11 protein-coding genes are annotated in these 13584 nt (G+C 55.8%); 6 read left to right on the top strand and 5 right to left on the bottom strand.

What is annotated here, in order from left to right; all coding sequences use genetic code 11:
* Positions 1–2 precede the first annotated feature (2 nt).
* Together urtA and B5D61_RS18045 are read right to left on the bottom strand one after the other, a co-directional pair.
* Positions 3–1271 carry an urea ABC transporter substrate-binding protein gene (gene urtA, locus B5D61_RS18040; protein ID WP_078814831.1) on the bottom strand — a complete coding sequence of 423 codons (1269 nt, stop codon included), beginning with the start codon at positions 1269–1271 and terminating at the stop codon, positions 3–5.
* 90 nt (positions 1272–1361) lie between these two features.
* A complete protein-coding gene (locus tag B5D61_RS18045) occupies positions 1362–2186 on the bottom strand; it encodes a hypothetical protein (RefSeq protein WP_078814832.1) in 825 nt (274 codons plus the stop codon).
* Positions 2187–2658: 472 nt separating this feature from the next.
* Between B5D61_RS18045 and B5D61_RS18050 the strand changes: the two genes are divergently transcribed.
* From B5D61_RS18050 to B5D61_RS18060, 3 genes are all read left to right on the top strand, one after another.
* Positions 2659–3465 (top strand): helix-turn-helix transcriptional regulator, encoded by an 807-nt coding sequence (locus B5D61_RS18050; protein ID WP_176159514.1) that lies wholly within the window; start codon positions 2659–2661, stop codon positions 3463–3465.
* Between the two features lie 81 nt (positions 3466–3546).
* Positions 3547–4596: an ROK family protein gene (locus B5D61_RS18055; protein WP_078814834.1), complete on the top strand. Its 1050-nt coding sequence runs from the start codon at positions 3547–3549 to the stop codon at positions 4594–4596.
* 71 nt (positions 4597–4667) lie between these two features.
* Entirely contained in the window at positions 4668–6212 is a 1545-nt protein-coding gene (locus B5D61_RS18060; protein WP_078814835.1) for a Ppx/GppA phosphatase family protein, read from the top strand.
* Positions 6213–6236: 24 nt separating this feature from the next.
* On the opposite strand, the gene hrpB is transcribed toward B5D61_RS18060, so the two are convergent.
* Positions 6237–8783, bottom strand: coding sequence for an ATP-dependent helicase HrpB (gene hrpB / locus B5D61_RS18065; protein WP_078814836.1), 2547 nt, complete (start codon positions 8781–8783; stop codon positions 6237–6239).
* Between the two features lie 184 nt (positions 8784–8967).
* Here hrpB and B5D61_RS18070 point away from each other — a divergent pair, with 184 nt between their 5' ends.
* From B5D61_RS18070 to B5D61_RS27225, 3 genes are read left to right on the top strand one after another with little or no spacing between them, the layout of a single operon-like run.
* Entirely contained in the window at positions 8968–9207 is a 240-nt protein-coding gene (locus B5D61_RS18070; RefSeq protein WP_078814837.1) for an antitoxin VapB family protein, read from the top strand.
* On the top strand, positions 9198–9419 hold the full coding sequence (locus B5D61_RS18075; RefSeq protein WP_078814838.1) for a PIN domain-containing protein: 222 nt from the start codon (positions 9198–9200) through the stop codon (positions 9417–9419). Before B5D61_RS18070 ends, B5D61_RS18075 begins: the two co-directional genes overlap by 10 nt.
* Positions 9420–9590, top strand: coding sequence for a type II toxin-antitoxin system VapC family toxin (locus tag B5D61_RS27225; protein ID WP_425440074.1), 171 nt, complete (start codon positions 9420–9422; stop codon positions 9588–9590).
* Positions 9591–9611: 21 nt separating this feature from the next.
* Here B5D61_RS27225 and B5D61_RS18080 read toward each other — a convergent pair whose 3' ends face one another.
* Positions 9612–11297: a glutamine--tRNA ligase/YqeY domain fusion protein gene (locus B5D61_RS18080; RefSeq protein ID WP_078814839.1), complete on the bottom strand. Its 1686-nt coding sequence runs from the start codon at positions 11295–11297 to the stop codon at positions 9612–9614.
* Between the two features lie 74 nt (positions 11298–11371).
* Positions 11372–13522: a tetratricopeptide repeat protein gene (locus tag B5D61_RS18085; protein WP_176159515.1), complete on the bottom strand. Its 2151-nt coding sequence runs from the start codon at positions 13520–13522 to the stop codon at positions 11372–11374.
* Between the last annotated feature and the right edge of the window lie 62 nt (positions 13523–13584).

Below are 13584 nucleotides of genomic sequence, written 5' to 3' on the forward strand. Positions count from 1 at the left end.
CCTTACTCCTTAGGCTTGAAGGTGCCTTTGAGGAAGGGTTCGCCATAGACGTTGTCGTAGGACTTCAGGATCTTGAACTGTCCATCCGCTTTCGTTTCGCCGATATACACGTTCTTCGTCACGTGGTGGTTCTTCTGGCTCGTCACTGTTCCGCCAGGACCATCAAAGCTGATCCCCTTCTCCAGTTCCGCGATCACTTTGTCCACTTCGAAGCTGCCTGCTTTCTCCACGGCGGCTTTCCACAGATACACACCATCATAGCTCAGCACCATCGGTGAGCAGGTCACGCGACCTTCTTTCACGATCCCTGGCACATCACTCTTGGCCAACCAGGCTTGGAAGTCCGAGATGAACTTCTCATTGGCTGGGGACTTGATCGACTGGAAGTAGGTCCAGCAACCCAACTGACCCACCAACTGCTTGGCAGGCAGACCACGGAACTCATCTTCCGAGATCGAGAAGCTCACCACTGGGCAAGTTTCAGCGGTCAGACCTGCTGCGGCATACTCCTTGAAGAACGGCACGTTGGTGTCGCCATTCAGCGTGCTGATCACGCAGGTGTCACCACCGGCAGCATACTGCTTGATCTCGGACACGATCTGTTGGTAGTCCGTGTGACCGAATGGGGTGTATTTACCGGCGGAGATGATCTTTCCGGACTCATCTTTCTTGAAGCCACCACCGATGTTTTCAAGCGGCACACCTTTGCTCAAAAGGTATTCCAGCAACACCAGGTTCGTGGTCTGAGGATAGACGTAGTCGCTGCCCAGCAGGTAGAACTTTTTGAAGCCCTTCTCCAGCATGTAGTCCACGGCTGGGGTGGCCTGCTGGTTCACCGCTTCAGCGGTATACATGATGTTAGGCGACATTTCTTCACCCTCATACTGCACCGGGTAGAACAGCAGACCTTTGTTGCTTTCAAACACTGGCAACACCGACTTGCGGCTCACCGAGGTCCAGCAGCCGAACGTCACGGCCACTTTGTCCTGCTCCAAGAGCTGCTTGGCTTTTTCAGCGAACAGCGGCCAGTTGGACGCACCATCCACAACGACGGGCTCGATCTTCTTGCCCAGCACTCCGCCCTTGGCGTTGATCTCATCAAAGGTAAAAAGCAAAATGTCGCGCAGCGACGTCTCCGAGATGGCCATCGTGCCGCTCAGCGAGTGCAGCACGCCCACCTTCACGGTTTCCTCCGCTCGCAGCGTGGAAGGAATAGAACTGGCCAGAGCCAGCGACGGCAGAAGAAGGGAAAGAAAGGTATTTCTTTTCATGAGATAACTAGAAGTTTGGAAAAGTCTGAGAGATAAGATCGATCTTGAAAACAGGCGGGAAGTCCAGCCTCCCGCCTGTTAACAAAGGAATTAGAAGGTCACCGTGATACCTGCGCTACCCATCACAAAGCCTTCGTCAGGGTTGGTGACGATGACGTTGTCATTGGTGTAGTAGTAGGTGGCGCCGATGTTGGCGGTGATGCTCTTGGTAAGAGGGATGGAAGCCGAGACACCAGCGGAAGCGAAGCCGAAACCAGCCTGGCCGCCGTGGAAATCATAGGTGTCATAGGACAGAGCGATCGGGAAGGACAGGGAAACAGGGCCCAGGGAAGCTCCTGGAGCGATACCTGCCTGAACGACCAGACCTTCACCGAAGGTGGTGGCAGCACCACGGTCTGTGCGACCATGAAGAAGGATGTATGGGTTCAGGAAGCTGCTGTAAGCAACTTTGAAGTCCACGATCTCTTCGGTGCTGCTACCATACATCCAAGCCTGATACAGAAGGGTGAACTTCCAGTCGCCGACGGCATAACCGAAGCCAGCCCAGACGTCCACTTCCTGAATGCGATCACCAATGCTGGAGGCAGCATTGTCGTTCACATCCCACCAGGTGCCGAGAATGAAGGAGAAACCGCTTCCCAGATTGAAGTTCAGTTCAAGGGAGGGGTGGAAAAGGGGATCCTGCCAGGATTGGCCAGCAGCCCAGACGTCTTGACCGTAGGACACGAAGTGAGTGTCCACCATCAGCGACAGAGTGCCGGTAACGAAGGGAGCTTCAGGTTCAATGACGGGAGCAGGAGCTTTAGCGGATGGCTCACCTGCCTGGAGTTGTCCTGCGGCCAGCAGAGCGGCAGCAGAAAGCACTGCGAGCCGGGATGCACGCAGAAGGCCTTGATAAGGGAGTGTCAATTTCATCGTATGGTGTTGTTGTTAGTGTTGACCCGCTAATCCGTCCGGTGGGGAATCCGGTCTCTCAAAACGAATCCCCGCTGGGCGGTCAGCGGTGCACACAAATCAGCACCGCACATGCCAGCACATGGCCAGTTGACGACTGTGGTATGAAAGGACTATTATAGGTATGAAAAGCGGATGATCCGAGCAAAGTCATCCTACTTACCCCCCTTTTGCTTCATACCTTGTTACATGCTTACCTCTTATGGCGTGGAGAATGCTTTTGAAAAAGCTTAGCGTGAATTGGCTAACCACACTAGTTGATAAACTCTCCCAAATTCTGGGAGGGATCACTTCGCTTGGACTGTCCGACAAGAATGTCCATATAGAAATTCTAAGACAAGTGCTAGTGACTAACAGCATTTGCTTCGCTTCTTGGGTATGTTGGGAAACCGAGATAAAAAACTCTGCAGAAACAACCCTACCTAACAAAGGAGTGTCATCCCGCTACATCCGCCGCAACAATCGTCTGGATGACGATCTGGATTTCATCGAGGACGAGTGTCCCCTGCCTCCCATTTCCCCAAGTGGACAATCCGTCGGGGAACTGATGTCTTCCAAAGCGAAGGTCTCCCTGCGTGCACAAGCTTTTTCGGACGGATGGCGTCTGCTCGTTGGCACTTCGTCCCCGATCATTTCGGAAAACAAACTGGCAGGCAGTTTCGGGATCGACCTCGCCCTCAATGAAATTGCGGAGGAGGCCTTGCAGCGTCCCACCCGGCAGATTTTGGACATGATCACCGCCGTCGAGAAGGCTCTGGGCGGAGCGATGCTCGTCACCAATTCATCTCATCGTTTGTTAGGGGCCACGGCGCAGGCTTTTGAGACCATGGCTAAAATCGCCGGTGTCTCTCTCAAGCGTGGCGAGCTCCTGCCGGAACCGATGGTGTCTTTGATTCAGTCCACCCTTTCGGAGCCCCCTCAGGCCCCAGCGGCCACAGACTTCAAACTTGGAGACACAAGCCTCGTAGCCTGGGTGATGCCCCTGGCAGGTAAAGGACAACGCTTGGTGTTTGTTCAGCCCAGCGTACTCCCCACGGCCACCCCAGGTCAGCGGGAAGCCCTCTCGAAGCGTGAGGAAGAGGTCCTGGAATGCCTCGCCAAGGGCATGTCGAACGATGAGATCGCCACGGCGCTGGGGATCAGCCCGAACACGGTTAAAAACCATCTGGACCGAGTCTTCAAGAAGCTGGGAGTCAATAACCGCTTCGCCGCCGCACTGGCACGCGTGAAGATGCCTTGAACCAAGCCACAATGGGGTGGGATTGTTACTTGCCGCCACGGGGGTTCCCATGCTCATTAGCGGAGCTATCCCCTTTTCCCCATGGCTGCTAAATCAACTCGCCCCAAGAAGTCTGAGAAGAAGTCCAGCAAGAAAGTCAAACCTGCCACGGTGAGCAGTCTGAAGAAGATTCCTTTTTGGGTGGGGTTCGATCTGGGTGGCACCAAGATGCTGGCCTGTGTGTTGGACGAAAATTATCAAGTTCTTGGCACCGCGCGTAAATCGACTGGTGGCTCCGACGGCCAAATCAAAGGTCGGAAAAAAATCGTCAGCGTGATTCATGAGGCCATCGCCTCGGCTGGCATCGATCCCGCTGGGCTTCAGGGCATTGGCATCGGTTGCCCTGGATTGGTGAATCCTCAAAAAGGCATCCTGATCAACGCCCCCAACCTCGGTTGGAAAAACATGGGGCTGACGGGCATTTTGACCACCGCTTTCAAAAAGCCCGTGGCTGTGCTCAATGATGTGGATGCAGGCACCTTTGGCGAATACAAACAGGGCGCAGGGAAAGGAGCGCGTTCGCTATTGGGCGTCTTCCCCGGCACGGGGGTCGGCACTGGTTTTGTCTATGATGGCAAGCTGATCATGGGGCGGAACGTCTCCGCCATGGAACTTGGCATGATTTATGTGCCTGGCACCCATCTGGGCAGCAGTATCCCAGGGGCCGTGATGATTGAGGATCTCACCAGCCGTCTCGCGATTGCTTCGCAAGCTGGCATCGCTTGCTATCGCGGACAGCTGCCGGATCTCGATAAAAAAACCCGCGGCAACCTTCGCGATATTCGCAGCAAGGCGCTCTCTGCCGCCTATAATCGCCAAGAAGCCGCCGCCCTTTCCATCTTTGGCAACAGCATCACCTACCTAGGAATGGGAATCGCCTCAGTGGTCAATCTTTTAGCGCCAGACCAGATCACGCTGGGTGGCGGGCTCGTCGAAGAAATCCCTCAGCTTTATCTGACCAGGCTGAAAGAAGAGGTGAACCGCTTTGCCCTGCCCTCACTTGCCACGGGCATCAAATACACGCTCGCCAAGCTTGGAGGTAACGCCGTCGCCGTAGGCAGCGTCGCCTGGTTGAGAGATCAGCATGGCTGATACGTTGACCCGCCCGAGGCGTAACCTTCTACAACTGCCTCCTTTTCAGTTCTCATCGCGTTTCATTTTCAATGTCCGACCAACCCGCGACACCGTCCCCAGAACAAGCCATCATCTACGTTGGTGCAGCCTCGCTGTCCTTGATCATTGGCAGCCGGAATGAATCCGGTGACTTTACGCTTCTTGAGCACCTGGATAAGCCGCTACCAATCGCCCGAGACATCTTCCGCACCGGCACCATCACCCGCTCAACGGTGGAACAAGCGGCGGGAATTCTGAGAGGTTACCTGCTGACCGTGCGAGAATACGGCCTACCGCTGGCGAATGTTCGGCTCTACAACACGAATATTCTCTCGGAAGCAGGCAACCATGAGATTTTCCTCAACCGCCTCCAGGTCAGCACGGGCCTCACCGCTCGCTTGATCGATGACGGCGATATGACGCGCCTCGTCTATCAGATCGGGCTGCGGATGCTCAAAAAGAATGCCGAACTCCGGGTGGGGCACACCTTCATCTCCCACATCGGTCCAGGGAATACCCGCGCCCTGTATTTCAAAGATGGACGCCTGGCCGCCTACAGTAACTACCGCCTGGGCATCTTCCGCGCTCGTGAAGCTGTGGCAGGCATCGACGGTGAAGCCACCCAACATCTGAGCCATCTGGAGGAGCACATTCGAGGTGTCGTCGATCACCTCGCGCAAGATTACTCCGGCTACAAGATCGATAACCATGTGGCCATCGGTGCGGAGATTCAGAGCGTGGCGGCCGAGGTGACGGCGGCTAAACAAGGTGCCTTTCGGATCACCGAAGAGCAGCTGGAACGATTCACTGAAAAGCTGGCGGAACTGAATCCCGATGAATTGGTGAAGAAGCTGCACGTCCACTACACCGGTGGCGAAGGCATCGTCCCTGCTCTCCAGACCAATCTGGCGCTCGCACGCCGTTTTGGCGATGAGGCGCTGTGGATCCCGGAAGGTGACTTCCAGCGTGAACTCATGCTGGATCTCATGACCGCCAGCCCGCACACGGCTAACTTCCAAGAAGAGGTGGTCCAGGCCGCGTGTGAGATCGGCGTGCGCTACAAGACGGATCGCAAGCATGCAGACCATGTCGCCGCCTTTGCTCAGCAGCTTTTCCGGGAACTCCAGCACCTCCATGCACTGGAACCCAAATATGAATTAGTCCTGCGCGTCGCAGCCGTGCTCCACGAAGTGGGCATGTTCATCAGCCCGCGTGAGCATCACAAGCACAGCCTCTACATCCTGTTGCAGACGGAGATTTTCGGCCTCAGCAATTCCGACCGCGAGATGGTGGCGCTCCTGGCACGCTATCATCGGCGCTACAATCCGGAGCCGAATCACCCGACGTTCTCCGATCTCAGCCGTGAAGAGCGCATGATCGTCTTCAAGCTGGCCGCCATCCTACGCATCGCCGATGCCCTGGACCGCACGCATACCCAGCGGATCAAGAGCATTCATCTGCGCCCCGAAGGCAGCCGTCTTTATATCCTAGCCCCAGGCGTGGATGACACGACCGTCGAGCAGATTGCCATCAACTCCAAGAGCGATCTGTTCCGAGAAATTTACGGCTACGACGTCCTCCTGACGAAGCCCTGAGTGACGGCTCTTTCCTGAAACGGGTTAGCGCCATTCGTGCTTTGGATAGCGTCCGCGCAATTGGGCCCGCACCGCTGGGTAACCTTCTTTCCAGAAGCGTCCGATATCCCCCGTGGTCTGAATCGGTCGTTGCGCGGGCGAGAGCAGGTGCACCGTCACGGTGATGCGCCCACCGGCCACCTTGGGATTTTCATTCACATCATACATCTGCTGGAGCACCACACTAACGCTGGGCGGTTGTTTCTCGTCATAGACGATCCTCGCCGTTTTACCGTTCTTCAGGTTCAGGCGCTCCGGGGCATAGCGCTCCAGAAGGTCGCGCTGCGCATGGCTGAGCCACTGGTGTAGAGCCGGGAAAACGTCCTTGTCTTTGAGCTGACGATACGCCGTCGCACCGTGACAAACCTGCTCGATGATGATGCGGCGATCTTCCTCCGTGATGGCGGGAATTTCCAGATCCGGCATCCATTTGGCGAGGCAATTGACGCGAGTAATCCACTGCTCCACGCGCTCATTCCAGAGTGTGAGTGTCAGTCGGCCCGCAATGACTTCATCCGCGAGCAAGGTCGCCGCCGTGCTTTCATCCGGCTCGCCTTTTTCGCGACTGCTCAGGACGAGGCTGCGAAAGCGCACTTCCTCCAAGTTCATCACTCGCCGATTGACCGCATCATACTGCGCACGATGCCCGCTGGTGAAGTCATCAGGAAACAGCTCTCGCAACCATTCTTCCTCGACTTTGGTGACTTGGTTCAGTTGCACGGTTAGGGCCTTTCCCTGCACCTCCGTGATCTCTGCCGCCACCAGAAGACGGGGAGCTTTGATGTGCGCATCCTTGGCTAAATTTCCGCTGTAACCACCCGCCAAGCGATAGATGCGGCTACCCGAACTGGTCTCCACCCCAAGATGATCACTGAAAGCGGCTAACAACGTCTTCGCCAAAGACTCGGCCGTGGCCACTTCATCATTGAGGATCAAACCGGCCCGCTGGGCCAAACGCAAAAACTGATCGTAACTCCGTGCCGCCTCACGTGCGGCCATGGCATGCACGTTCAGAGGAGCACAGGCCTGAGGGTCGAAGTTCATCGCTTCAGCGCGGATGAAAGCTCGGAGCAGGGCTTGGAATTCGGAGAGATCCCCCGGCTCCCAGAAGTCTTCGTTCTTGTGCGAGGCTTGGTTCTTCCCCACCAGCAGGATGTCTCGTCCCTGGGCCAAGGCGGCACAGAGCGCTGCCTCACGCACACACCCATTGTCAGATGCTGCCAACAGCATGCGGGCAAATCGAGGGTGCGTGGGGAAAGCGGCCATCTTTTGGCCCGTCGGGGTCAAACGCCCATGCGCAATCGCCCCCAGATCATGCAGCATGGTTTCGGCACGCTTCAGCGCCGCTTCCGCAGGCGGCTCAAACCACTCGATCGCAAGCTTGGCCTTATCTGAGGCCACATGAAGGGCCAGCAGGGCCTCGCCTAACTCCAGCCGCTGAATCTCTGGCGACTCACTTTCAGCGCGATGTAGATGCTCACGCTCGGCCCACAGGCGCAGGGCGATACCTGGTCCGAGGCGTCCAGCACGTCCAGCCCGCTGCTCGGCACTGGCACGACTGATTTTCTGCACGGTCAGAGTATTGATGCCACGACGCGGATCATAGCTGGCGATACGGGCCAGTCCGGCATCCACCACCGCTCGCACGCCTTCGATGGTGAGCGATGTTTCAGCCACATTGGTGCTGACGATGATCTTGGGCTGCTCACCGGGAGTCACCGCCGCATCTTGATCTTGAGGGGAAAGCTCGCCATGCAGAGCCACGATGCGTCGTCCTTTGGCAAAGCTACGGCCTTGCAGCGCCGTCATGGTCTTGCGGATTTCATAGGCCCCGGGCATGAAGACCAGGATATCTCCACTGGTGCCTAACTCCTGAGCTAGGGTCTCACAGGCGCGCGCAGCTTGATCCCAGACAGGCTCCACTTCATTCGTGCGCATGTTTCTCGTCGGTGCCTGATATCGCACCTCGACAGGGTAGGTGCGCCCTTGAGATTCGAGCAACTCCACCGGGTCCATGAACTGCGTGAGCGGCCCGGGAGTCAGCGTCGCGGACATGACGATGATCTTGAGATCAGGCCGCCGCTCTTTCTGCAAAGCCCGTGCCCAAGCCAGGACCAAATCCCCATCCAGGTGACGCTCGTGAAATTCATCGATCACGATGCAGCCCACTTTCGCCAGCTCTGGATCATCCATCAGCAGCCGTAGCATCACCCCTTCAGTCACATAGACCAGCCGGGTCTCGCGCGAGGTTACATTGTCGAAGCGCACCTGATACCCCACCTCGCCGCCCAAGCGGCCTTGGCGTTCTTTAGCCACCCGTTGCGCCAGCATGCGAGCGGCAATGCGGCGTGGCTGCAAGACAATGCACCTCTGCCCTTCTTTGAGAATGCCTGAATCCAACACAAATTGCGGCACCTGAGTGGATTTACCCGACCCTGTCGGTGCCTTGATCAGCATGTTTGGCACCTTCGGGTCGTGAAGGCATGAAAGCACCGCATTGCGGATTTCAAAAATAGGCAGGGCAGATGACATGAGGGCCGTGAAAGGGCCAGTGATGCGAGATCTAGTCAAGAAATGGTCGCCATAACTCAGCAGTGTTTTAGCCCGCTTGACGCATACATCCGTTAAGGAAGGCACCGGTGCGGCACGGTGATGAAGCCATCATCGCTCACCATCGGCCACATTGACTTTTTCACATTTCGTGTCAATTTCATGCATGAGCACCAAGACAATCACGCTTGGACTGGATGCCTATGAGAAACTCCGGAAAGCCAAGCGGGGCGGCGAATCCTTTACCGAAGTGGTGAAAAGGGCGATCTGGCCGGATGCTCCACTGACTGGGGAAGCCCTGAGACAGCAGTACCGAAATGGAGGCGCTCAGGTCAGCGAAAAATACCTGAAGGCCGTCGAAGCAGCCACCGAACACGATCCCATTCCAGACAATCCATGGGACTGATCCTAGATACCAACTTCATCATCACGGCGGAGCGAGAGGCTCGCCGAGGTATCGCGGGGCGTGTGGATGCCTTCCTCGCCGCCCGTCCCAATGAGTTATTTTACATCACCTTTACCGTCGCGGGTGAATTGGCCTGCGGTCAGTCCGCCTCGCCACGACGTGATTGGGAGCGGCTATGTCAGCCTTATCCCGTTCTTCCATGGACTCTGTAAATCTCATGGCAATACGGTGAGCTCTATCGAGAACTCGCGCGCACAGGTCACTTGATTGGCACGAATGACTTGTGGATTGCCGCCACCGCGCTCGTTCATGACTATGGCGTTGTGACCAACGACATGAACGAGTTTTCCCGCGTTCCGGGACTTCAAGTGATCGGATACTGAAAACACGAATTCCGCGTCTTCCTACTTCTTCACAAAGCCATCTTTCAGAGCGACGGTGCGGTTAAACACAGGCTTCCCTGGCTGCGTGTCTTTGGGGTCGCTGTAAAAGTAACCCACGCGTTCAAACTGATAGTGCGCGCCTGGTTTGGCCTCAGCCACGGAAGGTTCGATCTTCGCCGTCACGACCTCGAGAGATTGCGGATTCAAGAACTGTGTAAAGTCGCCCTCCTCACCATCCGGTTGCTCGACGGTGAACAGTTTATCGTAAAGACGCACTTCCACATCGAGAGCCTGAGCCGCACTGACCCAGTGAATGGTGCCTTTCACCTTCGGACGGCCCACAGGTTTCACCCCATGACGCGTGGCATCATCATACGTGCAGCGCAGTTCCACGATGTTCCCGGTCTCATCCTTGATCACTTCCTGGCAGATGATGCAGAAGGCATACTTCAGACGAACCTCTCCCCCTGGAATCAAGCGATGGAACCCAGGGATGGGGTTCTCCATGAAGTCATCCGCATCGATGTAGAGTTCACGGCTCAGGGGGACCTTACGGGTGCCGTCAGCCTCGTTCTCCGGGTTGTTCACCAACTCCACATGCTCGACTTGACCTTCAGGATAGTTGGTGATGACCACCTTGATCGGGCGCAGCACGGCATACACACGCTGAGCATGTTTGTTCAGGTCTTCACGCACGCTGTGCTCCAGCAGGTTCAGTTCGGTGAGAGATGGATACTTGGTGAGGCCAATCGTTTTGCAGAAGCTCCGCACGGCTGCCGGGGTATAACCACGGCGGCGGATGCCGCTGATGGTGGGCATGCGTGGATCATCCCAGCCATTGACAAAACCTTCCTTCACCAGACGCAGCAGCTTGCGCTTGCTCATCACGGTGTAGGTCAGATTCAGGCGAGCAAACTCGCGCTGATAAGGTTGCCCCGGCAGGCCAGACACATTGTTAATGAGCCACTCATAGAGAGGGCGGTGATGCTCAAACTCCAGGGTGCAAAGGCTGTGTGTGATCCCCTCCAGCGCATCGCTCAGAGGATGCGCAAAGTCATACATCGGATAAATGCACCACGCGTCTCCTGTGCGGTGATGATGCGCGTGCATGATGCGGTAGATCGCCGGGTCACGCATGTTCATGTTCGGCGAGGCCATATCGATCTTGGCCCGCACGATCTTCTCGCCCTCTTTGAATTCACCGGCACGCATGCGCGCAAACAGATCCAAGTTCTCGGCCACACTGCGGTCACGATACGGACTGTTCGTGCCGGGAGTGGTCAGTGTGCCACGATTGGCTCGCATCTCTTCGGCATTCTGATCATCCACATAGGCGAGACCTTTTTCGATCAACTGCACGGCAAAGCCATAGAGCTTCTCGAAGTAATCACTGGCGTAAAAAAGATTGTCGCCCCAGTCAAAGCCCAACCACTTCACGTCCTCCTGGATGCTATCCACATACTCCACCTCTTCTTTGGTGGGGTTGGTATCGTCAAAGCGGAGATGGCACTTCGCCTTGGGCGCGTTTTCCACGCTCAGGCCAAAATTCAGACAAATGCTCTTGGCATGACCGATGTGCAGGTAACCGTTCGGCTCCGGTGGGAAGCGGGTGATCACCCAGCCGTCGTTGCGTTGCGCAGCCACATCGGCAGCGATCATTTCGCGGATGAAATCAAGGGAGGCTGGAGCGGCTGGGGTATCTGACATGGAAAGCGGGGAGAGTTGGACTGGAAGCCCGAGGAGTCAAGGCAGGACAACCGCACTTCGGGGGGACAAGCTCATCAAGGTGAAGCGGGGAGTGGCACCACCGCATTCGTGGTCGGCGGTGTGACCGAAAGTGGTCTAGAAATCGTGCCTTCAGGAGGAGTCTGATTTTGAAAAGGCAAGGTGTTTCCGCTGACTGGGATTGACGTGCCTACCTGCAGATTCCCCTGACTGGACAGCGATTGCAGAATACTCCCAACGGCATTCTGCTCCGGTCGCATGGTTGACCGGGTCTGTGCGATGAAATTTTCCATCGACGCAAGCATCGCTGCATTACTGCCGGGACGGCTACGGATGGCTTGGCAAACGAGTTCAGCCTGCTGAACAGCCTCCATGACTTTCTGATTATTCGCCAAGCAAATCACGAAATTGTGTCGAAACACAATCATTTGGTCGTCCTCCGGTTCCAAGACTTTTTCAAGAATGCCGTAGCCTTCTCGGAAAAGAGCCTCCGACTCATTCATTCGTTTCTGTCGCATCAGATTGATGGCCACACTCATCAACGCTTTCACGGTTTCAGGGTGCTCCCGACCGCGTTCTCCAATAAGAATCGAATGAATGTCGCGGTACTCCTTTTCCGCATCAGGAAGCTGCCCGAGTGATTCCAGCACCGAAGCCAAATTTGAGCGACTGGGAACGGTATTGGCATGTCCACGCCCGTACTGCGCCTCAAGCTGGGCCAAAGTGGCCTTGAGTTCTGATATCTCACGTTTTCTTGCATCGCCCAACATTTCTGGATGGCTGCTGTAGAGAACGGCGAGGTTATTTCGAACGGCCAAAGTTCTTTCATGGTCTGGCCCCAGCACCCGCTCCCGCACGCTCAAGGCAATGCGATACTGTTCCTCCGCCTCTTTCAGCTTTCCCTGTTCACGATACGCAATACCCAGATTGTTTCGTGTCGCTTGGGTCTCCAGAGCATCCACAGGTAGAGTGGCTAATTGCCTTTCCAAGACGTGCTTGAAAATCTCTTCCGCTTTTGCATGCTTACCGGTGTCATTCATGCAGCTTCCCAAGAAACTGTAGCTCGTGAGGGTGCTAGGATCATCTGGCCCATAGACACGTTTCTCGTTTTCATAAAGGATTTGGTACTGAGTAGCCGCCTCTGTGTAGCGGCCTCGATCATAATAAAAAGCGCCCAAATTATGGCGCGCTGTCAATGTCGCCTGCGCATCGTTCCCGTAAGCCTTGCGGGCTAAATCCATCACAGACACCAACTCCGCCTCAGCATCAGCGTAGCGGCCTTGATCGTTAAGGCAGAAGGCCAACGAGTTGCGAGCCACGATAACTTTTTCATGCTGCCCTCCGTAACTGTCTTTCAACTGGGCAATCACTTGACGCCACTGAACTTCCGCATCGACATCGCGTTTCAAGGATTTCAGAACTTTAGCTAGGTTCTTGCGGACCACCAAAATCGCATCGGGCGGTGCGTTCTTCTGCTTTTCTAAACGCTGCAGGATCTCTTGATACTCCTTTTCAGCAGCCGCGTCCTGCTTCTGATCATAAAGTGCAGCGGCCAACTCGTTTTGATAGCGAAGCGTTTTTCCGTGGCTTGGACCTAAAGCCAAACTATACTGCTGGTGGATTTCTCGCAGAACGGCCAACTGAAACTGAAAGTCATTCTGAAGATAAGCGAGATTTGCCATTGAGGCCTGGATGTCGGCCCACAGTTCCAAATCCACCTTGGGATCAGTTTCTCCCGCCGCGACTTTCAGATATCTTCGGGCATCTTCAAAGCGACGCATTTCTTGGGCGGAATAGGCTGCCAGAGCCAGCGCATCCACCACCTCTGATACCACCCGATGCTTGGACTGATGCGCCGTATCGCCTGCCTTGAGCGCCAGCGCACAGGCCGACGCATAATCATGAACAAAAAAAGCTAATCGAGCGCGTTCAATGGTCGTGAGTTTTTTGGCATCCAAACGTTTTTTTGCGTCCGCCTGTAGCGCCTCAAAAAGTCCGTCAAGAGGCAAGTTAAAGCGATCAAGCAAAGGGCTTACGGCCATGAATAATCGACGAATCTCACCTTCTTTATCCCTCGCCAAAGGCGTGAAAGAGACGGCTCGTGGATACTCCCTGAGGAGAGCCGCCACCTGCATCTCCTGCCCGCGAAAGTCCTTCTCAGGTTGCCCTTTCGTCCCTGCTCCAGAGAGCGGACTGAGCCAACTCATGAGTGCAAAGCTGGTAATGATGAATCCGAGTGGCCGGAGTTTCATAGCTCCCTTTCCGCGTG

Source organism: Prosthecobacter debontii, assembly GCF_900167535.1.
GTDB classification, from domain to species: Bacteria; Verrucomicrobiota; Verrucomicrobiia; order Verrucomicrobiales; family Verrucomicrobiaceae; genus Prosthecobacter; species Prosthecobacter debontii.

Coding starts and splice junctions, on each gene's coding strand:
- B5D61_RS18055 (WP_078814834.1), top strand. CDS start 3,547: ATGGCTGCTAAATCAACTCGCCCCAAGAAGTCTGAGAAGAAGTCCAGC.
- hrpB (WP_078814836.1), bottom strand. CDS start 8,783: ATGTCATCTGCCCTGCCTATTTTTGAAATCCGCAATGCGGTGCTTTCA.
- B5D61_RS18060 (WP_078814835.1), top strand. CDS start 4,668: ATGTCCGACCAACCCGCGACACCGTCCCCAGAACAAGCCATCATCTAC.
- B5D61_RS18080 (WP_078814839.1), bottom strand. CDS start 11,297: ATGTCAGATACCCCAGCCGCTCCAGCCTCCCTTGATTTCATCCGCGAA.
- B5D61_RS18070 (WP_078814837.1), top strand. CDS start 8,968: ATGAGCACCAAGACAATCACGCTTGGACTGGATGCCTATGAGAAACTC.
- B5D61_RS18075 (WP_078814838.1), top strand. CDS start 9,198: ATGGGACTGATCCTAGATACCAACTTCATCATCACGGCGGAGCGAGAG.
- B5D61_RS18085 (WP_176159515.1), bottom strand. CDS start 13,522: ATGAGTTGGCTCAGTCCGCTCTCTGGAGCAGGGACGAAAGGGCAACCT.
- B5D61_RS18045 (WP_078814832.1), bottom strand. CDS start 2,186: ATGAAATTGACACTCCCTTATCAAGGCCTTCTGCGTGCATCCCGGCTC.
- urtA (WP_078814831.1), bottom strand. CDS start 1,271: ATGAAAAGAAATACCTTTCTTTCCCTTCTTCTGCCGTCGCTGGCTCTG.